Origin of the sequence: Sinorhizobium garamanticum, from assembly GCF_029892065.1 — a bacterium.
Lineage (GTDB): Bacteria > Pseudomonadota > Alphaproteobacteria > Rhizobiales > Rhizobiaceae > Sinorhizobium > Sinorhizobium garamanticum.
In genome coordinates, this window is sequence record NZ_CP120374.1 from 1,058,680 (window position 1) to 1,085,454 (window position 26,775).

Below are 26,775 nucleotides of genomic sequence, written 5' to 3' on the forward strand. Positions count from 1 at the left end.
ATGCCATGCTGGTGACGTGCGTCAGGGGGTACGTTGGAAGGCCGAGCGCGGTATTGATTCAACGAGGCGACGTGTATACGGGTGCTGCGGGCTGCCGATGACCCTCTCCGTCGGCCCCTCCTCGACGATCTCGCCAAGATAGAGGACATAAATGCGCTCGACGATCTGGCGGACGACAGCGAGGTCGTGCGTGATGAAGAGAAATGAGAGCCCGTGCTCAAGTTGCAGGCGCCTGAACAGGTTGAGCACCTGCGCCTGCACCGAGACGTCGAGGGCAGATACTGGTTCGTCGCAAACGAGGATTGCCGGTTTGACAGCAAGCGCGCGTGCGATAGCGACTCGCTGGCGCTCGCCGCCCGAGAGCGACACCGGACGGCGCGTGGCGTACGCGGCAGACAAGCCGACTTCCGCCAGCAGCGACGCGATCCGTTCCGCCGTGGCTGGTCCGGTAGCGCCCGCCGACGCCCCGAGCGCCTCGCCCAAGGCCTGTCCGACGCTATGCCTGGGATTTAGTGTTGAATACGGATCCTGGAAGACCATCTGAATCGTCCGCCGAACGCGGACGCGGTCCGCCTTCGCCATGGCGCCGAAATCCGCTGCCGCGATGCCGTTGATATGGATGTCGCCAGCAGTCGGGGTTTCGAGGCCGACGAGACAGCGCCCGAGCGTGGTCTTGCCCGAGCCAGATTCGCCGACGAGGCCGACGCTTTCCCCGGGCATAATGTGTAGCGATACGTCCTTTACGGCGCAGATCGGACGGCCCCGGCCGCCCACGAATGTCTTGACGAGCGCGTCGACGCGAACGAGCGCCCTTGCGACGTCTCCCCTGCGCGGCGTTATTGGCGCCGCCGAGAGCGCAGCCCTGCGCAGAGCGTCGAGTTCGCCCTGGATCTCGTCCTGACGGATGCACGCAGTGAACCGGCTCGCATCGCGAGCGGCCAGCGACGGCTTGCCGGCGCGGCAAATCTCCTTCGCCCAGTCGCAACGGTCGGCGAAACTACAGCTGTCGACAACATCGGCCGCGCGCGGCACGGAGCCCCGGATCGCGACGAGCCGAGGCACGCGAATATCGACCGGCGGTTCCGAGAGCAGAAGTCTCAAGGTGTAAGGATGGAACGGCTGACGCTCGACAGCTGCGGCATCGCCGACTTCGAGCATTGAGCCGGCGTAGAGCACATAGATGCGCTGGCAGGTCGAGAACGCGAGCCGCAGGTTGTGGGTAATGAGAATGAGGCTCATGTGTCGCTCGCGCTGGACACGACGCAGGAGCTTGATGATCTCCGCCTGAGTCGTTACGTCAAGCGCCGTCGAGGGCTCATCGGCAATGAGCAGTTCCGGGTCGCGAGCAAGAGCGGCGGCAAGTGCGACGCGCTGGCACATGCCCCCAGACAGCTGGAATGGCAGGCGGCGGGCTACATCCTCGTCGACTATGCCGACTTCTGCGAGGCGTCTTTTCACCTCATCCGCTCTTGCGGCGCGCGAGGCGAATTCGGGCCGGTCGCGCAGCATCTCGTCAATGTGGTCGCCGCTTCGCATGAGCGGATTCAGCATCGTGAACGGATCCTGCATAAGCATAGACACGCGAGACCCGCGGATCTTGCGGAGTTCGCTCTCGGCAAGCCGCATTAGGGGGACGCCGTCGAGCGTGACGGCGCCTGTGGCATTTATGCCTGGCGGCAATATGCCGGCGATTGCCCGTGCCGTGAGCGATTTTCCGGACCCGGATTCGCCGACGATCGCAATGGTCTCGCCCCGCTCCACTACGATGTCCAAGGGCGTCGTAATGGGCTCGTCACCGTGTGAGATCGCTAGCCCCTCGACCTCGAGGAGCGGACCTTCCTGACCTGCGCGCGCCACGGCCGTGTTCACTTTGCAAACCGCTCGAAAAGCCAGTCGCCGATGAGGTTCATGCTGACGGCGGTAAGGATGATCATTCCTGCGGGCAGGAGCAGCGCAACCGGATTGGAGAAGAGGATATTGCGGTTCTCGAATAGCATCCGACCCCAGTCAGGGGTCCCGGGCTCAACGCCGAGGCCGAGGAACGACAGCCCGGCGAGATTGACCAGCGCGAACGCAAAGTCGAGGACGACATACGCGAGGATGATCGGCGCGATGTTTGGCAGGATGTGCACGAACAGAATACGCGTCTTCGAGATGCCGAGAGTGCGCGCGGCGTCGATATAAGGAAGCGGTCGCTGCGCCAGGACCGCGCTCCGCACGATGCGCGTATCGGGGGCGGTGAAAAGGACGACCAGGACGAGGACGGCGGTCCAGTATCCGCCTCCCACCACGCCGACGACGACGATCGCCACGAGCGGCCCCGGCAACGCGAACATGAAATCCACCCAGCGCATGATCGCCGAATCGACCAGACCGCCGAGATAGCCTGAAAGAAGGCCAAGCAGGGTCGCGATCGCGAAAGCTCCGGCGGCGACAACAACTGGGCCGACCAAGGCCGTTCTCGCACCGTAGATCACGCGCGACAGCACATCGCGGCCGAGTAGATCCGTTCCGGCTATGTGGGCTGGGGAAGGCGGCGTATCGCCGACGTCGAGACGCTGGAGGAAGGGCGAATCGGGGGCAATCCTCTCCCCAAGGACGGCGCAGATCACCACCGTCGTGATAATCAGCGCAGCAATGAGAATGACGATTGGAACGCGCAACGGCTGCTTCGACCGTCGCGTCTCGCCAATGGCTGGGGCGCTCATGACTCGACTCTGCCGAAACGGATGCGCGGGTCGATCAGCGTATAAATCACGTCGACCGCAAGGTTGACCAGCAAGACGAAGGCAGAGAAAAGCAGGGTGGTCCCTTGGATCGTCGGAATGTCGCGCTTCTGGATCGCATCGACCATCAAGGCGCCGAGACCTGGCAAAGAAAAGGTGACCTCGACATAGATCGCACCGGCCACGATGCCGACGACAATGAGCCCTGCGGCCGTGACCACGGGAATGAGGGAGTTCCTGAGCACGTAGGCAAACAAAATGCGACGCGAGCTCAGTCCGCGCGCCCGCGCAAACGTGACGTAGTCTCGGGCCAGCTCCTCGATCATCGCCGCGCGCGTGATTTTGATGACGATCGCCATGACCGAGATCGCAAGCGCAAGTGCCGGAAGCGTCAGGTGCCAGGCGCGGTCGAGGAATCCCCTTCCCGGACCGAAGATCGGGAACCAGTGCAGCAGAACGCCGAAGAGATAGAGAAGGAAAATGCCAGTGACGAAGGCCGGAGAGCTGATGCCGAAAACACCGAACATGACGACCGCACGGTCGAACCGCGTGCCACGGCGGAAGGCGGCGACCGCACCGAGCAGGATACCGAGGCCGAGAACAAGAGCAGTGCTCATCAAGCTAAGGAAGATGGTGACGCCGAGCCGGTCCGCAATGATGCTCGTCACCGCCCGGTTGCCCTGGATGGAGACGCCGAGGTCGCCTCGGATCACCTGCAACAGCCACTTGCCGTATTGGACGAGGAACGGATCGTCCAAATGGAAACGCGCGCGGATGGCTACGAGCGTTGCCGGGTCTGCTGCGCGTGCACCAAGCAGGGAGCGCACCGGGTCGCCGGGTGCGATGTGAACCAGGGCGAAGACGCTGAAGGAGATTATAAGGAGGAGTGGGATCGTGACGGCGAGCCGTCGCGTGATGAAGACGACGAGACTCGAGTCCTCACCGGGGCGACCCGGGATAGCGGTCGAACCAGTCGATGGTGCGGCGCCCTGCATCGAGCTGGTGCTCCCCCTTCGCGCACGCCATGGCCTTCGCGCGGAAACACGACTCGCTCCGACTCGACACCGGGTTCGAGGAGCGCCGCACACAATTCCAGCCCGGCCGAGCGGGGTGCATCGGTTTCTGTCTCCGTGAACTATATGTCGGTGTCGTCGGCTTGTCGAGCCGAGTAGTTGCCGAACGCCAAGCAGTCGCTCCGGCAAAAACGATGAAAAATTGCCGTCGCCAAGTGGCCCCGCGATCTCTTTATCTTAGGCCGAAACCTCGCATCGCCCACGGAATATTGTACCAGAAGGCGGTGTAGCCGGTGAGCTTGTACTTATTGTTGATCGCCATTGCCGAGGCGGGCCAGAAGATCGGCACGACGGCGACTTCTTCGTTGGCGATCTTGAACACTTTCTTTAACGCCTCGGCACGCGCCTTCGGGTCGGCGTTCTCGTTGGCGATCTTCAGTTCCGCATCGACTTCGGGGTTGTTGAAGTTCGAGCCGTTCATGCCATCCTTCTTAGCATTCGCACTTGAGAAGAAGAGGGAGGGGTAGTTGGCTGCGTCGGCGAAGTCCGGATAGTACGCCATGATCTGCATGCCTAGTTTGTCGTGGTTGATGTAGTTCGTGAACCAGGTGTTGTTGTCGGTCTCCCGGATGTGTGCGCGGATACCAATCTGCTTCAGGTTCTCCGTCACCGACTGCAAGATGTTGACCATGTAAGGATCGGCGGTCGATGCTGGGATGGTGACGTCAAAGCCGTCTGGATGACTGGATTGTGCCAGCTCTGCCTTCGCCTTTTTTAAGTCGAACGCATAGTTCGGCAACAACGCAGCGTAAAAGGCGCGAACCTCGTCAGGAGAAAGCACTCCCGACCAGATTTCGGGCGGGTTCAATGCCGTCGCCGCCTCGCCGTTGCCCTTGAGGAGTGCCTTGATCAGGCCTTTCCGATCCACAGAATAGGCGACGGCACGACGCACATGGATATCGTCGAACGGCGGCGCCGAATGATCTAGAGTCAGTAAATATACGCCGAGCGACGGCGCGGTGACGACGTCGACGTTACCTAGCGCTTTCCACTGGTCGATATCGGAGATGGCGAGATCGAAGGTACCGTCGATCTCGCCTTGCTGCATGGCGAGGAGCCGAGCCGGGCGGTCTGGGATCGCCTGGAAGTTGATCCGTTTGACGACTGGCTTCGGTCCCCAGTAGTCGTCGCGCGCCTCGAGGAGAACATGATCTGCCGGAACGAATTCAACAAGCTTGTAGGCGCCAGTCCCAAGGGGGAGAACCTCGGGCGTTCCGATGTTCTTGTCCGCGAGTTGTTCCTTCTTGAACACGAAACCCGCCATATGGGCGGGCGTAAAGGCGAACTGCACGTTCGGTGCCTTCAATTTGACGGTCACCTCATCGGGAGCCGTCGCCTCGACAGTCGCCACCGAATTGTAGAACGAAGCTAGCTGTGAGCCGGAATCCGGGCTCATGTGATATTTGAACGTGGCAACAATATCGTCAGCGGTGAGTGGACTTCCGTCGCCGAATTTGACGCCGCCTCGCAGGTGATATTTGATCGTCGTCGGATTGACCTCCTCCCATCTGTCGGCCAATGCGGGTCCAAGAGCGAGATCGTCGCCGAAGGATAGCGGTCCTTCCTGGACAAGCGACATGACCGCGCCAGTATAGGTCATCCAAGCACGCGGAATGAAAAGCGTTTCGGGGATGCTAGGCAGCGCCCACGTGATCGATTCAATCTGCTCGTCTGCCTTTGCCGAAGGCGCTATCGCGAAGGTTCCCGCTATGGAGACGAAGGCGGCATGCGTCATTCCAGCGACTAAAATGCGACGCCGTGTCAACCCGATTGCCATTTGTCCCTCCCTTGGTGAAATCGTGACCCACAGGCTGACTGAATTTTACGCAATCCGCAATCAATGTCGCTTGTGCAAAGAGGGTAGCCGTTCGCCACGGCGACCACAGCCCAGCTAGGCCGTGAACGATTTTGGCGAGGGCGAACTAGCGGATTCTCGCGCTCTGAAACAGAGCATCGAGGTAGATGCTGCATGGTTATCAGGAACAATCTGATGAGGCGATAATCGCCTCCCCACTGGCAGTAGGGAGGAGGCTTCTGGTCTATCGGACGCGGTGGGCGCTTCTCTCGCAGGTCGCTGGAGCGCTGAGGGAACAGGTGCTAGCATACCAAAGCCCAGAACAGATCGAAGGCTCACATGGAGTTCAACATCCCGGAACCCATGGCAAGCTTGAAAATTCGGCCGAAGCCCAAGCGGCGCGAGTTGGAGGCATGGCGGTGATCAGACGACCGAGCCCAAAGTCTTACCGGAGCCGAGGGCATTGCGATGGCCGGGCCTGAGCGGGAGCGAAAGCCGGCTGAAGGCGTTCGGAAGACGATAACAATTCTCGTCGCCGACATCGTAGATTCGTCACGCCTTAGCCTCACCCTCGATCCCGAGGCACTCCGGGACCTACTCGCCCGCTACTTTGACGAGATGACCTCCATTATCCAGCGGCACGGTGGAGTCGTGGAGCGATACGTCGGTGACGAGATCATGGCCGTGTTTGGCGTGCCAATGCTTCACGAGGATGACGCCCTACGGGCCGTATCCGCCGCTGTCGAGATGCGTGACACACTTGCGACGCTCAACCATGAGTTTGAGACGGATTGGGGCGTTCAGCTGGCTCATCGGATTGGCCTCAACACCGGGGAGGTCTTTACTGGCATCGACAGACAGGGACGTCGATTTCTCACTGGCGAAGCTCTGCGTGTTGCCAAGCGTCTCCAGGAGGCCGCGGCGGCCAACGAGATCCTGATTGGAGAAGCAACCTTCAAGCTGGTTCGCCACGCCGTTGTTGTCGAGTCCAGCAGCCCGCGCGCGGTCAAGCACGGCGAGACGTTCCCTGCCATCATCTTGGTAAGCGTCATCAACAGAGCCACCGGCTTTCAACGCCGCTTCGAGACGCCGTTCGTCGGACGCAAGCGTCAGCGTGCGATGATCAGCACCATATTTGGCGACTTGGTCAGCAATAGAGCCTGCCACCTGTTGACTGTGCTGGGCGAGGCCGGCGTGGGAAAATCGCGGCTTGTTTCGGAAGTCGCCGGAAACCTTCCGAGCGAGATGATTGTCGCGCACGGCCGGTGCCTGCACTACGGCGACGGCATTACCTATTGGCCGCTTGCGGACATTGTCCGGGAGATCACGCGGGCTGGGGGCGACGACCCCGCCAAGCAGTCCGTGGCGGCGATTGCAGAAATCCTCGCCGGAGTCGACAAGGCCAAACTCATCGCCGATCGCATAGCTGCATTGCTCGGGTTCGGCGAGGGAGACCCAGGCACCCGCGAAGAGACTTTCTGGGCCGTCCGGCGACTTTTCGAGGTGTTCGCACAAGAACGACCGCTGGTGATCGTGGTGGAAGACCTCCACTGGGCCGAGCCGACATTCCTAGACCTCATCGAGCACCTTGTCGATTTCTCCCACGGTTTCCCCATAGTGATTGTCGGCACTGCACGACCAGAATTGCTCGACACGCGGCCCGATTGGGGAGGCGGGAAGCCGAATGCGACGACGATCGCGCTTGAACCGCTGAGTGAAGCGGAATCCCGCGACATGATATTGAATCTGCTCGACCGGCTCCCGCTATCACCCGCGGTCGAGTCGATGATCACACGCGCCGTCGGCGGTAACCCGCTGTTTGCGGAAGAGCTCGTGGCAATGCTCGTTGATGAAGAGCTGCTTAGGCGCAACGAGGACTGCTGGGTCGTTCGCTCGGATCTTTCCGAGCTGCCGGTCCCCTTGACAATTAACGCGCTTCTGGCTGCCCGCCTTGAGGGCCTCCCGTCCCTCGAGCGCGTCATCCTGACGGCTGCAGCGGTCGAGGGCGCAGTATTCCATCAGAGCGCTGTCAACGCGCTCGCCTGCCCCGTGCTCGACGCACTCGAGGACGGCTTGCTCGCACTCGTCCGCCGGGATCTCATCCGCCCGGAGGCGCCGTCGTTCGTCGGCGACAAGGCCTATCGCTTCCGTCACCTCCTGATCCGCGACGCCGCATATCGCTCCCTGCCGAAGAACGCGCGCGCCGACCTGCACGAGCGCTTCGCCGCCTGGCTCGAGCTAACGGCCAAGGACCGGCTACGCGAGTTCGAGGAGATTGTCGGCTATCACCTCGAACAGGCCTTTCTGTACCATGTCGCGCTCGGCCCGCGCGACGCGCACGCGGCCTCGCTTGCCGCCCGGGCGTGCGAACGGCTCGAGGCAGCCGGGCGGCGGGCGCTCGTCCGCAGCGACCTGCCCGCGGCGATCAACCTGCTCGAGCGGGTTTCCCACCTACTTCCAACCGCCGATCCGCGGCGGGCGGCGCTGATCGTCGAACTGGGTGGCGCGCTGATCGAAAGCGGGCGGCTGGCAGAAGCCGGGCGCGTGCTCGACGACGCGGAGCGCCTGGCTGCTGCCGCGAAGGATGAGCGCCTGGCGTCGCATGTGCTCATTCAGCGGCAGTTCCTCCGGTCGCTGCACGGCGAGGAAGGCGGGCTGGAGGAGGCTGCGCGGGCGGCGGCCACGGTGACACCGGTTTTCGAGCGTCTCGGGGATGACCTCGGCCTGTGTCGCGCACGGCGGCTTGAGGCGTGGTGTTTTTTTAACGAGGCTCGCGGCGAAGCGGCGGCGGCGGCGTGGGAGCGCGCGGCCGTACATGCGCGGCGGGCGGGGGACCGGCATGAGCTCTACGAGTCCCTCCGGTGGATTGCGTCCATGCTCTGGTTCGGGCCGACGCCGGCCGCCGAGGGCATCCGCCGTTGCGAGGCGATGCGCGCGGAGGTGCGCGAGAGCCCCGAGTCCGAGGCGGTAATCCTCCGGCAGCTCGCATGCCTCAACGCGATTGTCGGCCGCTTCGCGCTTGCCCGCGAGCTGATCGCGACGACCAAGGCCACCTATGCCGACCTCGGCCTCACGCTCTTCCTGGCGGGCTCTGAACACGAGGCCGTCGTCGAACTGCTCGCCGGGAACCCGGCTGCGGCCGAGGAGAGCGCGCGCGCGGCGTATCGCGCGCTCGAGGAGATGGGCGAGCGCGCGTTCCGCTCGACGATGGCAGCGACCCTCGCCTTGGTGGTCCTCGAACAGGGACGCGACGTGGAGGCCGAGGCCCTTGCTGAGGTTAGCGCCCGGCTGGGCGCGAGTGGCGACCTCCTGACGCAGATCCGTTGGCGTCGCGTGCGCGCACGCGTGCTCGCGCGGCGGGCTGAGATTAGGGCGGCGGAGGCGCTCGCGCGCGAAGCATTGACGATCGCCGAAGCGACCGACTTCATTAACGAGCGGGCGGATGCACTGGTCGACCTGTCGCACGTGCTCGAGGCATCCGGCCGATGCGACGAGGCGGTCGCTGCTGCGTCCGAAGCAGTACATCTCTACGAGCTGAAGGGAAACGTGGTCGCCGCGGCCGCGACCCGCCTCCGCCTAGCCAAAATCGTAAGAATATGAGATCGTATAGTAAGCGGCGGGTTCAGCCGCATATCCTGTGAACCACTCGGAACGGAGGGGACGCGATGCCGCCCGGGAGCTTCGATGATGAACTGGCGATCGATGGTCATGGATGTGTTAGACCTGCCGGCCCCCTGGAGCTCGATCCGGGCGAGACGGTGCTGAGGCTCGATGTTTGGGTCTTCCAGCCGGGTGGCGCCTGCATGGCTTTCCTACCTGGTCCCTTCGGGGGGAAAAGGTGGACGATGAACCCGGACCCCCACGGCGATCACTTTGGAGACGGGTTCCGGCCCGGCCCGGCACTCGCGAAGGGGCTGATGGTCTCGAAAAAGGCGAACGGAGAGACAACCGCGTTTCATTGGGCGGAGGCTATCCTCTTGAAGAGCGCCGAAGAAAGGGGCTCGGGCGCAGGCCACCACTCGCCGGCCGAAGAGCGCGGATAGGCAATCGCAGTATGCAGCATCGTCGAGTGGAGGACATTCGACGATACTGCATCGGAGCAGCACTATGCGGTGGCTCTGCAATCGCCGCGACTGCAGTCATTTTAGACTTCGGAGATGAATCTGGATTGGATCGCTGGTAAAGGTCGATGCCGGTCGCGTCGGCACGTCTCCTAAGAGGCCGAGGACTTTTGCTAGGCTCAACTCCCAGCTGGCTGCGGGCGGCGAACTGATGACGCAGGTCCGTTGGCGCCGCAAGCTCGCGCGGAGCGGCCGCAACCCCGGCCCGCCTAGGAAAAATCGTCGATATGTCACATTGTTGGAAGGCGGCAAGAGGGCGGCGGCGGGGGGTACCGCCGGAAAGGTGTCCGCTGAAGTGCGTATCGTCGTCGCCCTCGAGTCTAAGCTGGAAGGTCACTAACCTGACGCACCAGCAACTCTCCGGCCGTTTCATTTCCGTTTCTCATATCTAGCAGGAACCGATAATCCCAACTTGTTGAGGCCCCTTTCCCATCGGGTGAGGATGCAACTTCTTGAAATCATTTTCGAAGAGGTCAAGCATGGTCACGAAAAGCAAAGCCCCCGCGAAACAGACACCCAAGCGACTCGGTGCGACGAAGGCTACTAAGCGAAAAGCTGAGACAGCGAACCTCGCCGCAACTTCCGAAATTCCCGAGCCAGTTCGCGAATTTCTCGAGAAGACATCAATTCCTAAAAGATACGTTAAGGCAAACCCGATCACGCTCTCGGAACTGCGGAAGCGCGTGATCGAAATGAATCTGGGGCCCACCGTTTCGCTGGAGCAACTGTTGGCCAGCGCGAATCGAATTAAGCCGGCGGTACTTCCCGTGGAGAAGTCACCGGAAGACGTCAAAGAGTCTATCCCCGCACTAAAGCCGGCGATTCGACGTTTTCACGGCGTTAAAATTCCGCTCAACTGGTTCCCGTTTCCCTGGCTGAGTTCTGCCTATGCAGATCGTTTCGGATACATGTCGTCAGCGGCCACCCGCGCGGCAACGAAGTTGCCATTCAATGTCGCGACGCAAGCACTCCTCGGCCAACTCGGTAACATGATGGGAGACGCCGGTCGCGATCCCAATCCTGCATCCCACAATCCGGCTGACGCGGGCGTCTCTTCGATACCAGCAGGCTTCACTTATTTTGGTCAATTTGTGGACCATGACATCACATTCGACGTCTCGTCGACTCTCGACGCCGATACCGATGCGAATACGATCAATAACATGCGAAGCCCGGCGCTCGATCTGGATTCCGTTTACGGCCGCGGACCTGGCTTAGATCCGTTTCTCTACCTTTTTCCTCCATCTAGTCCAGCGACTGCAATCAAGCTGCATAGGGGTACGAACACTCCAGTTGGCCCAGGCGGCCCCAGTAACAGCGGTAACCCATCGGGCATGGTCCAGCAGACGAACTGGGATGTGCCCCGCATGCAGGGTACGAATACTGCCGCGATCGGTGATCCGCGCAACGACGAAAATCTGATCATCGTGCAGTTTCAGCACGCTATGCTACGTTTCCACAATGCCGTCGTTGATCTGCTGGTGGCAGTAGGATTTGCGGGCGACATCTTCGCAGAGGCCAAACGAATCGTGACCCATCACTACCAATGGGCCGTGGTGCATGACTTTCTGGAAAGAATCTGCGGAGCGGCTGCCGTGAACAACGCGATGGCGAGTGTTTCTGCTCCCATCGGGAGCTCGTTCCGAATGCCCGTCGAGTTCGCCGTGGCAGCATATCGGTTCGGCCACAGTATGGTCCGTGATACGTACTGGGTGAATTTCAACTTCCCGAACGCCACACTCCGGCAGGTGTTTGAGTTCAATCGCAATCCGCGGCTGCCGGTCTTTTCCAACTGGGTCGTTGACTTCAACGCGTTCTTTGACACAGGAGTCCCAGTACCAGTTCACAACAAGGCCCGGAAAATCGATAGCTTTATGGCCAACGGACTGGAATCATTGCCCGGATTCTCAGGGATTATGGCGCTTCTGGCGACGCGAAACCTACGGCGCGCTCTGGCTCTCGGTCTGCCTAGCGGACAGGGCATGGCCAACTCATTCGGTATCGCACCCATGACCGCGGCGCAGTTGACATCTGGGTTGGCGGCGGCCGAAGTGGCTGTGCTGAATTCCAGCGGCGGTTTACTGCTGAACAAGACGCCTCTCTGGTATTACGTCCTTCGCGAGGCTGCAGTCCTTGCCGGGGGAAATCAGTTGGGCCCGGTCGGCGGGAGGATCGTGGCGGAGACGTTTGTCAGGATTTTGAAGCGGGATGCGTCATCCTATCTGAACGTCGTCGGCGGGTTCATACCTATTCTTCCTTCGTCCACGCCTGGAAACTTCACTGTGGCCGATCTGGTCGCCTTCGCCGGGGTAACGCAACCATAGAGATCGCCTTGCGAACGCGGACCTGAAGACCACGCTCGCTTCGAACACGTGAGGTTACGCGGCCTGAGCGGAGCCCGTGACGAGTTCCTCATGGCTGCCATCACAAAACCTGCGACGCCTGGTGCGGCTCGCAACGCCCACGGTGCAGGCACCAGCAAAACGTGGCCAACCCGCAGATTCGCGCCAATTGGGCAAAGATGGATAGGTGTGCTTCTCAAACGCCATTCTGCCGACGAATAGGTCGAGTTTTTCCACGGCATCGGTCGTTCGCCTCTGTTCGATGAACAGCCGCTTTTTGACCTGTGTTGGTCATTCCGAACCCAACTGCGACTGCCCTTGGTTCCCTTTCACCGAGCGATGCTAGCCACCACTGCCCTGAGCCGCCGGACTTATTTTTTTGGCGGGATAGGACCAAAGACATCCTCCTTAGACTCCCCATGTCGGATTCTCGCGATCCGGTTCTCGGCTCTCTCGATCGCGTCTTCGGCCGCCTTCTGCAAGTCCCTAAGGACTTTGATCTCCTTCTCGAAACGCTCAATAAACTCATAGTCAACGGCCATTTCATCCCTCCATCTGATCATCAAACCCAAGTAGAACGGCCACGTCACTTCTATGCGTATGTCCTTGCGAAACGTCACGTTCCGAGAGGAATGCGACGAGATCGCAAACCGGGAGTCATGCACGTCCGCAGCCTGCTATGCCGGATCACTCGGCGTTGCAGAACTGCTTTGCAGCATAGGCCGTGCCGCGCTCGCCAATTACCGCGAGGTGCTAATACAAATTGACTACCTCAAGCCACCAGTAGAATTTATCAGTACCACTGGAGTCGTCGTAAGCCAGGAGGGAGATCCCCAATGCCGGTCCTGGCTGGAACTGTCCGTTTATCCACCCCGGCGGGATACCGTCTGCAGTCCAGACCACGTAATTCGGCGCCCAACCGGTCCACTGGGCGGTCCTTTGACTGGCGCCCGTGCTGCTCTGCATAGCCCACGCCTCGACCCACTTGGGTGTCTCGCCTGATTCGAGTCCCAACGGACCCGTCGGCCACTCGACCCGATGTGTGCCGAAGTTGATATTCTGATTAAGATCCCAACTGCCTGGCATGACATGCCTCCAATCGCTGCCGGGCGACTCCCCCGGGGTTCATGAGCAAGAGATCAAACGGCTCGTCGACAATGTCACTCGCGCCAGATGAGCCGAATTCTGCACTAAAAGTAAGTAGGCCAGAGAAATGTTGTTGCTGTCAGAATGAAATTGGTCTGGGCTGAGAAGCAACAGGAGTAACCTGCAACAAGCGAGCTGCGCGTCATCTGATCCCCCCAGCAACCACGCCGCAACGATGATACGCCAAGAGGTAATTTAGTAAAGATAAATACACGCCAAGCCAGCTGCGCTCCCTGGATCATGCACGCACAAATTCCACTGGAGCGCGTGCCAAGGCTGCTCATCAAAGCGAATTCAGGCGAGTCCTGCTTCAGGGCGTCGATCATTCTCGCCTGCCTGATCGTTAGTGCCGTCCGTGGTTCCAGGCAAAGTGCCGCAGCAAGCACTGGCGAACGACATGGCCGGTCGCCGGATCCCGTATCGGAACGTCATCAGGGGCGGAGGGTTGCTGGTGCATGACCGAAAAAGGCAACGCACTGTCTTTGGTCATTTTCTCGGCACGTCTCCATTTAGCGAGCAGCGGCAGTGGATACACTTCTGTTTGCGCACGCGGAAAGGAACAACCCAGAGAATAAACAACATCATCGTAAGGGGCGTTTTTGTCGATCTGGCAGAAGCGTCGGAGGATGTGCTCCGCCGCATGTCGCCCCAGTTCCGTCGCGACTGCATTCAAAGCGCCGAGTTCTATCAACATCAAAACTGTGGTCGGGCGAGATATCGCTTGCGCAAACGATGCTCCAGTTTGGACCGGAATGCAGCGTAGTTCGGCAAACCGGTTACCGGAGGCAACCGAGGATGGCAGCTACGACGACCTAGCTGGCCCGAACAAGCTGCAGCGCGTCAACCACCCACCCCCCCTTTACGTTTGCCCTTATCCTTTCGCTCTTGGCATTTGCAGAAACCTATCCTATAGCTTTTTTAAAGCTATAGGATAGCAAATGAGCGAAACGGCACCGATCATTCCATCCTCCGGCGACCTCGTCGCAGGCGCGGTCTCGCAGATTTCCGCCTTCATCCGTGAAAGCCAGCTCAAGCCCGGGGATCGCCTGCCCTCCGAAGCAGCCCTCACGGAAAGCCTCAACGTGTCCCGCACCGTGGTTCGCGAGGCTCTGCGTTCGCTCGCCGCGATGCGACTGATCGATCTCGGCGCCGGCAAGCGGCCGACCGTCGCCGAACTCGACGACAGTTCCATCGCCATGACGTTCCGACACGGCCTGTTCACCGATCAGATTGACATCCGCCAGATCTATGACGCGCGCCGCACCATCGAGGGGCGTACGGCAACGCTCGCTGCCCTGCTGCGCACCGAGCAGGAAGCAGACGAGATCCTCGGCTTCGCCCGCGCCATGCAGAACCGCCTCGACCAACCGGGCGTCGTCATGGAAAACGACCTCGCCCTTCATCTGGCAATCGCGCGCGCCTCGAAGAACCCCGTCTTCGCCCTCATGATCGGCGCCTTTCAGGGCGTGATCGTCGAGAGCTGGCCAATCGGCTGGAGGGCCCGCGCCACCGATGACGAACGCGAAGCCATGAACCGCCTGCACCTCGACCTCGCCGAGGCGATCGCCGCCGCCGATCCTCAGGCGGCCTCGACCATCATGGACCGGCATTTCGATGAGAGCCTCAGGGCTCTCGCCCGTGCCGGCCTGACCTGAACCAAGAAACTGGAGTTCCCATGAAAATTACAGGTCTCGAAACCGTGCGCGTCGCCGAGCGCGCCAATCTCCTCTGGCTGCTCGTGCACACTGACGAAGGCTTGTCCGGTCTCGGCGAAACCTTCTTCGGCGCGGAGACCGTCGAAGCCTACATACACGAATATATCGCGCCCCGCGTGATCGGCCGTGATCCGCTGGAGATCGACCGTCTCGCGGCCGACCTCGTCGGCTATGTCGGCTTCCGTTCCTCCGGCGCCGAAGTGCGCGGCAACTCCGCCTTCGACATCGCCCTCTGGGACATTTTCGGAAAAGCGACTGGGCAGCCGATCGCCCAGCTTCTCGGCGGCTTCACGCGCCGCGAGATCCGCACCTATAACACCTGCGCCGGCACCGAATACATCAAGAAGGCGACCGGCCAGACGACGTCCAACTACGGACTTTCGACCGGAAAGGACTATGACGACCTGAACGGCTTCCTCAACCGCGCCGACGAACTGGCACTCTCGCTGCTCGAAGACGGCATCACCGCCATGAAGATTTGGCCGTTCGACGCGGCCGCCGAAAAGACGCGCGGCCAGTACATCTCGGTTCCCGACCTCAAGCAGGCACTCGTTCCCTTCGAAAAGATCCGTGCGGCCGTCGGCGACAAGATGGACATCATGGTCGAGTTCCACTCCATGTGGCAGTTGCTGCCGGCGATGCAGATCGCCAAGGCGCTCGCGCCCTTCAACACCTTCTGGCATGAAGATCCGATCAAGATGGACAGCCTTTCGAGCCTGAAGCGCTATGCCGAAGTCTCCCCGGCCCCGATCTCGGCCTCTGAGACGCTCGCCACCCGGTGGGGTTTCCGCGACTATCTCGAAACCGGGGCAGCCGGCATCGTCATGCTCGACATCTCCTGGTGCGGCGGGCTCTCGGAAGCCCGCAAGATCGCGTCGATGGCCGAAGCCTGGCACCTGCCAGTCGCTCCCCATGACTGCACCGGACCGGTGGTGCTCTGCGCCTCGACCCATCTGTCGCTCAATGCGCCCAATGCGCTGGTCCAGGAAAGCGTGCGCGCCTTCTACAACACCTGGTATCGCGATCTTGTGACCGCGCTGCCGGAGGTGAGGAACGGGATGATCACGGTTCCCCCCGGTCCGGGGCTTGGTATGGAGCTTCATCCCGACATAGAGAAGACCTTCACAGTCAGCCGCCGCATGTCCGACGCCTCGGGCATCTGACTGACGTGACGGCCAGAGATCCCTTGAGGAAAAAACGACGACAAGCCAATAGGGCGTCGGCGGCCCTTGGGCTCGCCGCCGTCGCCGGCCCGCGGTAACGCTGCTCGGCAGGTGCTGTTCGCGCTGAACGACGCGCGTTGGGCATGCCAAAGCCGGCGCCCGCATTCATGCGGGACGAGCCTTCCTGAGACGCACAACATAGAAGAAGCCCGCAGCGGCGACCGCTGCGGGCTTCTTTGTTGGCGCGGCCCCGAAGGACCGCCACTACAGCGCCGCGCGTCTTATCAGACGCGCAAAGACGCTGTAGCACTTTGAATTGCTGCATGTTTGTATCCTTAAATCGACTACGATTTAAGGATACATGCAGTAGGGAGATTACTTGCGGATCTCGGCGAGTTCGGCAAGGACTGCGTCCACGATCTCAGCACCGATCTCGTCCATGTGCTTTTGGTAAACAACCATCGACTTCTCGCGGATGCGGGTCTGTTCTTCCGGAGACAGGACGTTCACTTCGAGACCGGCAGCCTTGATCTTCTCCAGCGACTTCTTGTTCAGCTCAGCGATGACCTGACGCTCGACGTCGCGGCCGACGACGGCGCATTCACGAAGGGCTGCCTGCTCTTCCGGGGTGTAAGTGTCGAAGATCGCCTTCGAGAACAGGAAGAGGAACGGCGTGTAGGCGTGGTTGGTCTCGGTGATGTACTTCTGCACTTCGAAGAACTTCGAGGTGTCGATCGTCACATACGGGTTTTCCTGGGCGTCGATCGTTTTGGTTTCGAGAGCCGAGAACACCTCGCCGAAGGCCATCGGCGTGGCGTTCGCACCGAGGTTCTGGAAGGTGTCGAGGAAGATATTGTTCTGCATGACGCGGACCTTCAGGCCCTCGAAGTCTTCCCACTTCGCGACCGGACGAACGGAGTTCGACAGGTTACGGAAACCGTTTTCCCAGTAAGCGAGGTTGACCAAGCCGACGGCTGCCAGCTTCTCGTTCATCATCTCGCCGAACTTGCCGTCGAGAACCTTGTAGGCTTCCTCGGCATTGGCGAAGAGGAACGGCAGGTCGAAGACGCCGAGAGCCGGCTCGATGCCGACGAGCGGCGACGACGAGGTCACGACAGCTTCCTGAACGCCCGAACGGAGCGCCTGGGTGGCCTGCAAGTCGCCGCCGAGAGCACCGCCCCAGAACGCGGTCAGCTTGAGCTTGCCGCCGGACTTTTCGTCCAGGCACTTCTGCATCGCTTCGATACCGTTGCCGACCGGGTGGTCGGCGTTGATGCCGTTCGACACGCGGATGTTGCGGTCGTTGAATTCGGCGAACGCCGGAGCCGAAGCCGTGCAGGCGAATGCAATGGCGGTCGTGGCGAGTAGAAGTTTTCTCATGATATCCCTCCCGAGGATGGTTGTTTGAGAAGATTGAGGGTTGTCCATCACCGCAGCCACTGGGCGGGCACGGTGATGAGTTCAGGGAACAGCACGAGCAGCATCAGTAGAGCCGTCTGGGCGAGCAGGAAGGGCAGGATGCCGACCGTGACTTTTCCGAGCGGGACCCGACCGACGCCGCTCACGACGTTCAGAACGACGCCCACCGGCGGGGTGATCAGGCCGATGCAGCAGTTCATAACGAACATCACGCCGAAGTAGATCGGATCGATGCCCGCCTGCTTGATGATCGGCATGAGGACGGGCGTGAGGATCAGGATCGACGGCGTCAGGTCGAGAGCGGTGCCGACGATCAGGACCAGGATCATGATCGCGAACATCAGGAGCTTCGGGCGGTCGATCAGCGGTTCGATATAGCCCGTGATCTCGGTCGGAATGTTCGCGGCCGTGATAAGCCATGCGGAGACGAGCGCCGCGCAGACCAGGAACATGATGACCGCAGTCGTCTTGGCAGCCTGCAGGATGACCCGCGGCAAGTCGCGCGGCTTCAGCTCGCGGTAGATGAACATGCCGACGAAAAGGGCATAGAAGGCAGCGATCACGGCAGCTTCGGTCGGCGTCACGACCCCGGCCTTGATGCCGCCGAGAATGATCACCGGCATGCCGAGTGCCCAGGCGGCGCGCCCGGTCGCGTTGAGGCGCGCGGACATCGGAGCCTTCGGCAGCGGCTGGATGTTGTCCTTGCGCACGACGAACTGCCAGGTAAGGATCAACGACAGGCCCATCAGCAGGCCAGGCACGATGCCCGCCATGAAGAGCTGGGTGATAGATACGTTGGCCGACACGCCGAACACGATGAACGCCATGGATGGCGGGATGACCGGGGCGATGATGCCGCCGGACGCGATCAGCCCTGCGGAACGTGGCACGTTGTAGCCGGCCCTCGCCATCATGGGGATCAGGATCGCGGCAAGGGCAGCGGTGTCGGCAGCGGCCGAACCCGAAATACTCGCCATGATGACGGCAGCCATGATCGCCACGATGCCGAGACCGCCACGAATGTGACCGACGCAGGCGATCGCGAACTCGATGATGCGCTTGGACAGGCCGCCCGAGTTCATCAACTCGCCGGCCAGAACGAAGAACGGGATGGCCAGCAGCGTGAAGGTGTCGGCACCGATGATCATGTTCTGCGCGATGATCTGGCTGTTGAACATCCCCATGAACCACATGAGGACGACGCCACAGAACATCAGGGCGAACGCAACCGGCACGCCGATCGCCATGGCTCCGACGAGGGAGGCAATAAATACGAGAAGAGTCATCAGCTACGCTCGGCCAGATGTTCGAGGGACATGTTTTCGCCGGCGAAGGCGGCAAGTTCTTCCTCGGTCACGCGACCGGTCAGGAGGCGAATGAGGCGTTCCAGGGCGATGATCACGCAGCCGGCGCCCGTGAAGAAGCCGATGCCGTAAACGAAGCCCATGGACAGGCCCGTCACCGGTGCACTCATGCTCCAGTTGATCGGGAACTGCTTCCAGGTGCCCCAGAAAAAGATGGCGGAAACGCCGATGATCACGACGTTGCTGACGGCCATGCAGATAACGCGACCCTTGCGACCAAACAGTGCCACGAGGGTCTCCACGCCCATGTGCCCGTGTTCTCGGAACGACACCACGGCGCCGATGAAGGTCACCCAGACGAAGAAGTAACGCGCCAATTCATCCGACACGGTCAGACCGGAATTCATGGCGTAGCGCATGACGACGTTGACGAAAACCATGACCGCCATCCCCGAAAGAAGGATGATCAGCAGGAATTCGAGGACTTTGTAGAATCGATCGATTGCCTTTTGCACTCGGCCCTCCCCGTTCGAAAAATTACAAGAGGCCGCGCTTGGCGAGGTTTCGCATGAGGGCGCCGACCCCGAAGGTCCATTCCGGGCAAGCGTCACAGCGATCAACCCAGTTCACCAGACGTCCGAGCTTCGGCGTCGATATTTCCACCCGGTCGCCCACTTCATGCGTGAAGCCCTGTCCGACGCCCCGGCGATCTTTCACCGGTGCGAACATGGTGCCGAGGAACAGCACCGCGCCATCGGGATACTGGTGATTGCGGTTGCGCAGTTGCGACACCAGGTTTTCCGGGCTGCGGCTGATCGCTTCCATCGGGCTTTCGCCGGTCATCTCGAAACCGTCCTCGCCCTTGACCAGCAGCGTGACGCGAACCCTGCGCAGGTCGTCGATGGTGAAGTTCGCGTCAAACAGGCGAATGAACGGGCCGATCGAGCAGGACGCATTGTTGTCCTTCGCCTTGCCGAGCAACAAGGCGGAACGGCCTTCGACATCACGAAGGTTTACGTCGTTGCCGAGAGTGGCGCCGAGGATGGTGCCGTCAGAACGAACTGCAAGCACGACTTCGGGCTCGGGATTGTTCCACTGCGAGATCGGATGAATGCCGACCGTGTCGCCACAGCCGACGGACGACATGGGCTGCGACTTGGTGAAGATCTCGGCGTCGGGGCCGATTCCGACTTCGAGGTACTGCGACCAGAGATTCATGTCCTGCAGCAGCGCCTTGACCTTCGCCGCCTGCTGCGAACCGGCCACGAGACCGCGCAAGCTGTCGCCGAGCACCGGCGCCAGCCGTTCGCGGATTTCGCGTGCCCGGGAGGGGTCGCCCTTGGCCTGCTCCTCGATCACCCGCTCGAGCATGCTGTCGGCGAAGGTGACGCCGGCCGCCTTGATCGCCTGAAGGTCGATCGGCGCCAGAAGTTCGCCCGCCTTGCCGGAGAGGAAATCGTCGAGAGAGCCGAGATCGACGAGATCGGTCGCGGATTTCAGCCTGTCGACCAACCCATCCTGCTCGAACAGAAACGAAACAGTGGCGGCGATGGTTGTCAGGTCAAGCAAGCGACCGTCGCGCAGCAGTACCGGGCAAGGGCCATCGACGGCCTTCGACCACACACGCCCGACCAGAATGGCCTGCGCTGCGTCTTCCGGCAGAATTGCGGCTGCGGATAGTGAACGCTTGGAAACCAAGCCATCCTCCCTTTTTCTTATGCCTCCCAGGCAGCGGCCTCCTGCCGCGTTGCCTTATTGTCAGGATGTCTGACAATACTCCTCGATCGTTTTAGTCGGACTTCGTCACCCTGTCCAGCGTCCAAATGACGGCTTGTTCAAAAAGCCACCACCATATGCGACCTCAATAGGCCTCGAGCGTCAGGTCGAGCCGCCTCGCCGCCCCCAACAGGTGCATCTTCATCGCCTCCCTCGCCCGCTTCGGATCCCGGCTGGCAATGGCATCGCGCAAGACGACATGCTCCTCTATCGTCACCTCGACGATCTCCTCAAGAACCGCGGTCGACCGCGCCGCACTGATCGCCAGGCTGATGCGCTCCGCGATGAACCCGATGAAGACCGAGAAGTACTCGTTTCCGGTGGCGGCAGCGATCGCGCGGTGAAACGCAAGGTCGGCGACTATGCCTTCCGCCGTCCACTTTTCCCCGCCGCTCATACTGGCGAGCGCCTCGTCGATACGCGCAAGATCGTCGGCCGTATGGTGCAGCGCGGCCAAGCCCGCGGCCTCGATCTCCAGCGGCACACGCAACTGAAAGAGATCGCGGAAACTTTGGCGGTCGGCCAGGTCATCCTGCTCGATGCGGATTTGCCGTGCGTGGGACTCGGTGACGAAGGCACCGACACCCTGGCGCGTCTCGACCAGTCCCTCGTTGCGCAGCTGGGCAATCGCCTCGCGCACCACGGTCCGGCTCACGCCCAGCGCCTTGGCCAGAAAGTGTTCGGTCGGCAGCTTTTCGCCCGGACGCATCCGGCCTTCGGTGATGTCGCGCGCAATCTGACTGGCAATGCGTGCCGGCAGATGTTCACTTCGCCTGATATGTCCGAATTCCATCGTCTTTACGTCCCGCCTCCTCCGCGTCACGTGAGGGGTTTTCTATCAATCCCTCGCGAAACTCAATTGGCAACCGGGGTTCATCCAAAGATCCGGATCGATCGCCGTCTTCACTGCGGCCAGCAGCTTGCGTCGAACCTCGGACAGACGCGTGTCGAAGTCTGACCTCTTCAAGCGACCGATGCCATGCTCGGCGCTGATCGAGCCGTGATAGCTGTCGAGCACTTCATTGATGATCTTCTTCGCCTTGTAGATTCGCGCATCGATTTCACTGCGCGGCAGGTCGCCCGGTGGCAGCACGTTCAGGTGCACGTTGCCGTCGCCGACATGGCCGTAGGAGACGCAAACGCAGTCCGGAAGTGCGTCGTAGACGGCCTTCTGCGCATCGCGCACGAAATCGGCGACCCGCGACAGCGGAACAGAAACGTCGGTGCGCAAGTGCGGACCGCGCTTGGCCTGCCCCTCGTTCATGCCCTCGCGGAAAAGCCAGAGATTGCGCGACTGCGCCTTGGACGTGGCGACCACCCCATCGACCACGAGACCGTCGCCCATGACACCTTCGAGGAACCGTTCCATCAGATCCGAAACGTTGACCAGCCCCGAGCCCGAGATTTCGAGCAGCGCATAGGCCGGGTGGTCGTCCGACATCGGCATGGCGAGGTCCGGCATCGCCTCGCGCGCCAGGGTGAAGGCGAGCGGCGGCATGAACTCGAAGGCTGACAGAAGGTCGCAGCAATCGCGACGGGCACGGCGGTAGAGCGCGATCACGTCGTCGAGCGCATTCAATCCCAGAAGGGCGGTGGCCACCTGATCCGGCATCGGCATCAGCTTCACCGCGACCGCCGTGATAATTCCGAGCGTACCTTCGGCTCCGATGAACAACTGCTTTAGATCAATGCCGCGATTGTCCTTGCGCAGCGTCGACAACCCTTCGAAAACCGAACCGTCGGGCAAAACGACCTCCAGCCCCAGCACCAGTTCGCGCGTCATGCCGTAGCGCAGGACATTGATGCCGCCGGCATTGGTGGAGACATTGCCGCCGATTCGGCAGGACCCCTGCGCGCCGAGCGCGAGCGGGAAGAACATTCCAGCTTCCTCGACCTTGTCCTTGAATTCGGACAGGATAGCGCCCGCCTCAACGACGGCCGAAAAGTCGTCGGCGTCAATCCGGCGGATGGCATTCATGCGCTCGAGGCTGAGCACGACCTGACTTTCCGGCGCATCCGGCGTAGCACCCAGCACGAGGCCGGTGTTGCCGCCCTGCGGCACGATCGCGACACCCAGTTCGGCGCAGACGCGCACCGCCTTCGAGACATCCTCGGTGGAGCGCGGACGAAGGACCGCAATCGCTCCGGTGGTCACGTCGCCGTGCCAGTCACGACAATAGCGCTCCACTTCTTCACCGAGGAGAACCAGGTCCGCCCCGAGGGCGTCCACGAATTTCTGATGATATGACTGGATACTCACGTTCACGTGTCCCTCCCGGCACCGGCTTTGGCGGCCTGTGCGGGATGCCAATTATTCTGTTTTCAAACGGATCATATAAGGTTATCAGACAACCTTACAATGTCTTTTTTCGGCTGTGTGGTTCGCACCTTCGTCGGACGGTGGGAACGAAAGCATGGAGGAGGTAATCACATGCACATTCTGATCATCGGTGCCGCCGGCATGGTCGGTCGCAAGCTCGCGGCACGTCTTGCGAATGATGGAACCCTGGACGGTCGCGCCATTGACGCGATGACGCTGGTCGACGTCGTCACCCCGGAAGCGCCGGCGGGTTTCACCGGCAAGGCCGTCATTGAAACCGTCGACCTTTCGTCTGCCGGCGAAGCCGAGCGCCTCGTCGCCAAACGGCCGGACGTGATCTTCCACCTCGCCGCCATCGTATCGGGCGAAGCCGAACTCGACTTCGACAAGGGCTACCGCATCAACCTCGACGGCACCCGTTACCTGCTCGACGCGATCCGCATCGCCCACGGCCAGGACGGCTACAAGCCGCGTGTCGTCTTCACCTCGTCGATCGCCGTCTTCGGCGCTCCCCTGCCCTATCCGATTCCGGACGAGTTCCACACCACGCCGCTGACCAGCTACGGCACCCAGAAGGCCATTTGCGAACTCTTGCTGTCGGACTATTCGCGTCGCGGCTTCTTCGACGGCATCGGCATCCGCCTTCCGACCATCTGCATCCGTCCGGGTAAGCCGAACAAGGCTGCCTCCGGCTTCTTTTCCAACATCCTGCGCGAGCCGCTGGTCGGCCAGGAAGCCGTACTTCCGGTCTCCGAGGACGTCCGCCACTGGCACGCCTCGCCGCGCTCGGCCGTCGGCTTCCTGATCCACGGCGCGACCATCGACGTCGAAAAGGTCGGCCCGCGCCGCAACCTTTCCATGCCGGGCCTCAGCGCCACCGTCGGCGAACAGATCGAGGCTCTGCGCCGCGTCGCCGGCGAGAAGGCCGTGTCGCTCATCCGTCGCGAGCCCGACGAGATGATCATGCGCATGTGCGCCGGCTGGGCGCCCGGTTTCGAAGCCAAACGCGCCACCGAACTCGGTTTCACCGCGGAAAAATCCTTCGACGAGATCATTAAGGTCCACATCGAGGACGAACTGGGAGGCAAGCTCTGATGACCGCTGACAAAAAGAATGCGTCCCGGTGCATTGCCTTTCTCGGCACCGGGCTCATGGGCGCGCCGATGGCGCGCCGCCTGCTGAAGGCAGGTTTTCCCGTCACGGTCTGGAACCGTGACGCCGCCAAAGCCGCAGCCCTGGCGGTCGACGGCGCACGCCTCGCCGCCACGGCCGCGGACGCTGCACGTGATGCCGACATCGTCTTCACCATGCTGAGCGACGGAAACGCGGTCGGCGAGGTTCTGTTCGAAGGCGGCGTCGCCGAAGTCCTGAAGGTCGGCGCGATCGTCGTCGATTCCTCGTCGATCGCCCCGCCGATCGCCCGCGATCACGCAGCCCGCCTCGCTGAGCTCGGCGTCGCCCACGTCGATGCCCCGGTTTCCGGTGGCGTCGCCGGCGCCGAAGCCGGGACACTCGCCATTATGGCCGGCGGCACGGCCGAGGTTATTGCTGACCTTAGGGACGTCTTCGCCGCGCTTGGCCGCGTCACCCATGTCGGCCCCGCTGGCGCCGGCCAGATCTGCAAGCTGGCCAACCAGCAGATCGTCGCCATCACGATCGGCGCGGTTGCCGAGGCGATGATCCTCGTGGAAGCCGGCGGCGCGGATCGCGGCAGGTTCCGCGACGCCATTCGCGGCGGCTTCGCCGAGAGCCGGATTCTTGACCTGCACGGCGCCCGCATGGTGAACCGCACCTTTGCCCCCGGCGGTCCCTCTCGGCTACAACTGAAGGACCTGGATGCGGTTGCCGCCATGGCCGATCTCCTGGATCTGGAATTGCCGTTGACGGCCATGGTGCGGAGCGAATTCCGTGACTTCGTCTCCGATGGCGGCGGCGAAAAGGATCACAGCGCGCTTCTGTTGCATCTGGAGAAGGTCAACGGGAGCGAACGGGAGGAGGATCGATGACCGACAACAAGAAGTCCACCCGGCGGCTGCGCTCGCAGGACTGGTTCGATAACCCCGAGCACCTGGACCTGACCGCGCTCTATCTGGAACGGTTCATGAACTATGGCACCACACCGGAAGAGCTGCGGTCCGGCAAACCGATCATCGGCGTCGCCCAGTCCGGCAGCGACCTCAACCCCTGCAACCGCCACCATCTGGAGCTGGCGAAGCGCCTACGCGACGGCATCCGCGATGCGGGCGGCATTCCGATCGAGTTCCCGACCCATCCGCTGTTCGAGAACTGCAAGAGGCCGACGGCGGCGCTCGACCGCAACCTCGCCTATCTCGGACTGGTCGAGATCCTTTACGGCTATCCGCTCGACGGCGTGATCCTGACCACCGGCTGCGACAAGACCACCCCGTCGGCACTGATGGCCGCGTCGACTGTCGACATTCCGGCCATCGTCTTCTCCGGCGGACCGATGCTCGACGGCTGGAACGACGGAGACCTCGTCGGCTCCGGCACCGTGATCTGGCGTTCGCGCCGCAAGTATGCCGCCGGCGAAATAAGTCGCGAGCAGTTCCTCGAAGCGGCCCTCGATTCCGCTCCCTCGGTCGGCCATTGCAACACCATGGGCACGGCGTCCACGATGAACGCCATGGCCGAAGCGCTCGGCATGTCGCTGACCGGCTGTGCGGCGATTCCGGCAGCCTACCGGGAACGCGGCCAGATGGCCTATCGCACCGGCCGCCGCGCCGTTGAGCTGGTACTCGAAGACATCAAGCCGTCCGACATCCTGACGCGCGAGGCGTTCCTGAACGCGATCAAGGTCAACTCCGCCATCGGCGGCTCGACCAATGCCCAGCCGCATCTGATGGCAATGGCCAAGCACGCCGGAGTGACGCTCAACCCGGACGATTGGCAGGTTCATGGCTACGACATACCCCTGCTCGCCAATGTCCAGCCGGCGGGTGCCTATCTCGGCGAACGTTTCCACCGTGCCGGCGGTGTGCCCGCCATCATGTGGGAACTGCTCAAGGCCGGCAAGATCGACGGCGGCTTGCCGACGGTGACCGGAAAGACCATGGCAGAAAACCTCGAAGGCCGCGAATCCGACGACCGCGAAGTGATCAGGCCTTTTGCCGAACCGCTACGCGAGCGCGCGGGCTTCCTCGTCCTCAAGGGCAATCTCTTCGACTTCGCCATCATGAAGATGAGCGTCGTTTCCGACAGCTTCCGCAAGCGCTACCTGGAGGAGTCGGGACGCGAGGGCGTGTTCGAGGGTCGCGCCATCGTCTTCGACGGCTCTGAGGACTACCACAAGCGGATCAACGATCCCTCGCTCGACATCGACGAGAACTGCATCCTCGTGATCCGCGGCGCCGGTCCCAAGGGTTGGCCGGGCTCGGCCGAAGTGGTCAACATGCAGCCGCCGGATCACCTGCTGAAGCGCGGCATCATGAGCCTTCCGACGATCGGCGACGGCCGCCAGTCCGGCACGGCCGACAGCCCGTCGATCCTGAACGCCTCTCCCGAAAGCGCGGCCGGCGGCGGCCTTGCCTGGGTACGCACCGGCGACACCATCCGCATCGACTTCAACGAAGGCCTCTGCGACATGTTGGTCGACGATGCCGAGATCGAGCGCCGCAAGGCCGGGGGAATTCCGAAGGTACCGGATGACGCCACTCCCTGGCAGATGATCTACCGCAAGACCGTGACCCAGCTCGCCGACGGCGCGACGATCAGGGAGGCGGACAAGTTCCGTCAGATTTCCAAGACGCCGCCGCGCCACAACCACTGACGATCTGGCGATTGCACGGGGCAAACCACCCCGTGCGATCGCCACTTCCAATCGAGAGCCTTCTCCTTGTTTGAATTGCCGGTGGACA

The 26,775-nt window shown here is 61.9% G+C and carries 20 protein-coding genes; 8 read left to right on the plus strand and 12 right to left on the minus strand.

Features of this window, described 5'->3' with window-relative positions:
• Positions 1-21: 21 nt before the first annotated feature.
• From PZN02_RS24830 to PZN02_RS24845, 4 genes are all read right to left on the minus strand, one after another.
• On the minus strand, positions 22-1,869 hold the full coding sequence (locus PZN02_RS24830; RefSeq protein WP_280661632.1) for a dipeptide ABC transporter ATP-binding protein: 1,848 nt from the start codon (positions 1,867-1,869) through the stop codon (positions 22-24).
• On the minus strand, positions 1,866-2,708 hold the full coding sequence (locus tag PZN02_RS24835; protein ID WP_280661633.1) for an ABC transporter permease: 843 nt from the start codon (positions 2,706-2,708) through the stop codon (positions 1,866-1,868). Before PZN02_RS24835 ends, PZN02_RS24830 begins: the two co-directional genes overlap by 4 nt.
• Positions 2,705-3,721 carry an ABC transporter permease gene (locus PZN02_RS24840; protein WP_280661634.1) on the minus strand — a complete coding sequence of 339 codons (1,017 nt, stop codon included), beginning with the start codon at positions 3,719-3,721 and terminating at the stop codon, positions 2,705-2,707. The genes PZN02_RS24835 and PZN02_RS24840 overlap by 4 nt, the downstream gene beginning before the upstream one ends.
• Before the next feature lie 250 nt (positions 3,722-3,971).
• Positions 3,972-5,576, minus strand: coding sequence for an ABC transporter substrate-binding protein (locus PZN02_RS24845; RefSeq protein WP_280661635.1), 1,605 nt, complete (start codon positions 5,574-5,576; stop codon positions 3,972-3,974).
• Between the two features lie 486 nt (positions 5,577-6,062).
• On the opposite strand from PZN02_RS24845, the gene PZN02_RS24850 reads away from it, so the two are divergent.
• From PZN02_RS24850 to PZN02_RS24860, 3 genes are all read left to right on the plus strand, one after another.
• Positions 6,063-9,194, plus strand: a complete 3,132-nt coding sequence (locus PZN02_RS24850; RefSeq protein ID WP_280661636.1) for an ATP-binding protein — start codon at positions 6,063-6,065, stop codon at positions 9,192-9,194.
• 65 nt (positions 9,195-9,259) lie between these two features.
• Positions 9,260-9,637: a hypothetical protein gene (locus tag PZN02_RS24855; protein ID WP_280661637.1), complete on the plus strand. Its 378-nt coding sequence runs from the start codon at positions 9,260-9,262 to the stop codon at positions 9,635-9,637.
• Between the two features lie 557 nt (positions 9,638-10,194).
• Positions 10,195-12,039 carry a peroxidase family protein gene (locus tag PZN02_RS24860; RefSeq protein WP_280661638.1) on the plus strand — a complete coding sequence of 615 codons (1,845 nt, stop codon included), beginning with the start codon at positions 10,195-10,197 and terminating at the stop codon, positions 12,037-12,039.
• Positions 12,040-12,428: 389 nt separating this feature from the next.
• Here the strand turns inward: PZN02_RS24860 and PZN02_RS24865 are convergent, their stop codons facing one another.
• A complete protein-coding gene (locus PZN02_RS24865) occupies positions 12,429-12,599 on the minus strand; it encodes a hypothetical protein (RefSeq protein ID WP_280661639.1) in 171 nt (56 codons plus the stop codon).
• Between the two features lie 947 nt (positions 12,600-13,546).
• Positions 13,547-13,897 carry a hypothetical protein gene (locus tag PZN02_RS24870; RefSeq protein WP_280663330.1) on the minus strand — a complete coding sequence of 117 codons (351 nt, stop codon included), beginning with the start codon at positions 13,895-13,897 and terminating at the stop codon, positions 13,547-13,549.
• 244 nt (positions 13,898-14,141) lie between these two features.
• Here PZN02_RS24870 and PZN02_RS24875 point away from each other — a divergent pair, with 244 nt between their 5' ends.
• Both PZN02_RS24875 and PZN02_RS24880 read left to right on the plus strand, forming a co-directional pair.
• A complete protein-coding gene (locus PZN02_RS24875) occupies positions 14,142-14,858 on the plus strand; it encodes a FadR/GntR family transcriptional regulator (RefSeq protein WP_280661640.1) in 717 nt (238 codons plus the stop codon).
• 20 nt (positions 14,859-14,878) lie between these two features.
• A complete protein-coding gene (locus PZN02_RS24880; RefSeq protein WP_280661641.1) occupies positions 14,879-16,081 on the plus strand; it encodes a mandelate racemase/muconate lactonizing enzyme family protein in 1,203 nt (400 codons plus the stop codon).
• A gap of 375 nt (positions 16,082-16,456) precedes the next feature.
• Here PZN02_RS24880 and PZN02_RS24885 read toward each other — a convergent pair whose 3' ends face one another.
• From PZN02_RS24885 to PZN02_RS24910, 6 genes are all read right to left on the minus strand, one after another.
• The gene (locus PZN02_RS24885) at positions 16,457-17,461 is read right to left on the minus strand and encodes a TRAP transporter substrate-binding protein (RefSeq protein WP_280661642.1); all 1,005 of its coding nucleotides are present in this window, start codon (positions 17,459-17,461) and stop codon (positions 16,457-16,459) included.
• A gap of 47 nt (positions 17,462-17,508) precedes the next feature.
• On the minus strand, positions 17,509-18,786 hold the full coding sequence (locus PZN02_RS24890; RefSeq protein WP_280661643.1) for a TRAP transporter large permease: 1,278 nt from the start codon (positions 18,784-18,786) through the stop codon (positions 17,509-17,511).
• On the minus strand, positions 18,786-19,319 hold the full coding sequence (locus tag PZN02_RS24895) for a TRAP transporter small permease (RefSeq protein ID WP_280661644.1): 534 nt from the start codon (positions 19,317-19,319) through the stop codon (positions 18,786-18,788). Before PZN02_RS24895 ends, PZN02_RS24890 begins: the two co-directional genes overlap by 1 nt.
• Positions 19,320-19,341: 22 nt before the next feature.
• A complete protein-coding gene (locus PZN02_RS24900; RefSeq protein WP_280661645.1) occupies positions 19,342-20,502 on the minus strand; it encodes a fumarylacetoacetate hydrolase family protein in 1,161 nt (386 codons plus the stop codon).
• Between the two features lie 163 nt (positions 20,503-20,665).
• Positions 20,666-21,373, minus strand: coding sequence for a FadR/GntR family transcriptional regulator (locus PZN02_RS24905; RefSeq protein ID WP_280661646.1), 708 nt, complete (start codon positions 21,371-21,373; stop codon positions 20,666-20,668).
• A gap of 45 nt (positions 21,374-21,418) precedes the next feature.
• Positions 21,419-22,846 carry an FAD-binding oxidoreductase gene (locus PZN02_RS24910; RefSeq protein ID WP_425336306.1) on the minus strand — a complete coding sequence of 476 codons (1,428 nt, stop codon included), beginning with the start codon at positions 22,844-22,846 and terminating at the stop codon, positions 21,419-21,421.
• A gap of 165 nt (positions 22,847-23,011) precedes the next feature.
• On the opposite strand from PZN02_RS24910, the gene denD reads away from it, so the two are divergent.
• From denD to PZN02_RS24925, 3 genes are read left to right on the plus strand one after another with little or no spacing between them, the layout of a single operon-like run.
• The gene (gene denD / locus PZN02_RS24915) at positions 23,012-23,995 is read left to right on the plus strand and encodes a D-erythronate dehydrogenase (protein ID WP_280661647.1); all 984 of its coding nucleotides are present in this window, start codon (positions 23,012-23,014) and stop codon (positions 23,993-23,995) included.
• Positions 23,995-24,906, plus strand: a complete 912-nt coding sequence (locus PZN02_RS24920; RefSeq protein WP_280661648.1) for an NAD(P)-dependent oxidoreductase — start codon at positions 23,995-23,997, stop codon at positions 24,904-24,906. Before denD ends, PZN02_RS24920 begins: the two co-directional genes overlap by 1 nt.
• Positions 24,903-26,687, plus strand: coding sequence for an IlvD/Edd family dehydratase (locus tag PZN02_RS24925; protein ID WP_280661649.1), 1,785 nt, complete (start codon positions 24,903-24,905; stop codon positions 26,685-26,687). The genes PZN02_RS24920 and PZN02_RS24925 overlap by 4 nt, the downstream gene beginning before the upstream one ends.
• The last annotated feature ends 88 nt before the right edge of the window (positions 26,688-26,775 follow it).

Excerpts from the sequence above, each read along its gene's own strand:
- PZN02_RS24835 (WP_280661633.1), bottom strand. The coding sequence starts at position 2,708 with ATGAGCGCCCCAGCCATTGGCGAGACGCGACGGTCGAAGCAGCCGTTG.
- PZN02_RS24840 (WP_280661634.1), bottom strand. The coding sequence starts at position 3,721 with ATGCAGGGCGCCGCACCATCGACTGGTTCGACCGCTATCCCGGGTCGC.
- PZN02_RS24845 (WP_280661635.1), bottom strand. The coding sequence starts at position 5,576 with ATGGCAATCGGGTTGACACGGCGTCGCATTTTAGTCGCTGGAATGACG.
- PZN02_RS24850 (WP_280661636.1), top strand. The coding sequence starts at position 6,063 with ATGGCCGGGCCTGAGCGGGAGCGAAAGCCGGCTGAAGGCGTTCGGAAG.
- PZN02_RS24855 (WP_280661637.1), top strand. The coding sequence starts at position 9,260 with ATGCCGCCCGGGAGCTTCGATGATGAACTGGCGATCGATGGTCATGGA.
- PZN02_RS24860 (WP_280661638.1), top strand. The coding sequence starts at position 10,195 with ATGGTCACGAAAAGCAAAGCCCCCGCGAAACAGACACCCAAGCGACTC.
- PZN02_RS24865 (WP_280661639.1), bottom strand. The coding sequence starts at position 12,599 with ATGGCCGTTGACTATGAGTTTATTGAGCGTTTCGAGAAGGAGATCAAA.
- PZN02_RS24870 (WP_280663330.1), bottom strand. The coding sequence starts at position 13,897 with ATGTTGATAGAACTCGGCGCTTTGAATGCAGTCGCGACGGAACTGGGG.
- PZN02_RS24875 (WP_280661640.1), top strand. The coding sequence starts at position 14,142 with ATGAGCGAAACGGCACCGATCATTCCATCCTCCGGCGACCTCGTCGCA.
- PZN02_RS24880 (WP_280661641.1), top strand. The coding sequence starts at position 14,879 with ATGAAAATTACAGGTCTCGAAACCGTGCGCGTCGCCGAGCGCGCCAAT.
- PZN02_RS24885 (WP_280661642.1), bottom strand. The coding sequence starts at position 17,461 with ATGAGAAAACTTCTACTCGCCACGACCGCCATTGCATTCGCCTGCACG.
- PZN02_RS24890 (WP_280661643.1), bottom strand. The coding sequence starts at position 18,786 with ATGACTCTTCTCGTATTTATTGCCTCCCTCGTCGGAGCCATGGCGATC.
- PZN02_RS24905 (WP_280661646.1), bottom strand. The coding sequence starts at position 21,373 with ATGGAATTCGGACATATCAGGCGAAGTGAACATCTGCCGGCACGCATT.
- denD (WP_280661647.1), top strand. The coding sequence starts at position 23,012 with ATGCACATTCTGATCATCGGTGCCGCCGGCATGGTCGGTCGCAAGCTC.
- PZN02_RS24920 (WP_280661648.1), top strand. The coding sequence starts at position 23,995 with ATGACCGCTGACAAAAAGAATGCGTCCCGGTGCATTGCCTTTCTCGGC.
- PZN02_RS24925 (WP_280661649.1), top strand. The coding sequence starts at position 24,903 with ATGACCGACAACAAGAAGTCCACCCGGCGGCTGCGCTCGCAGGACTGG.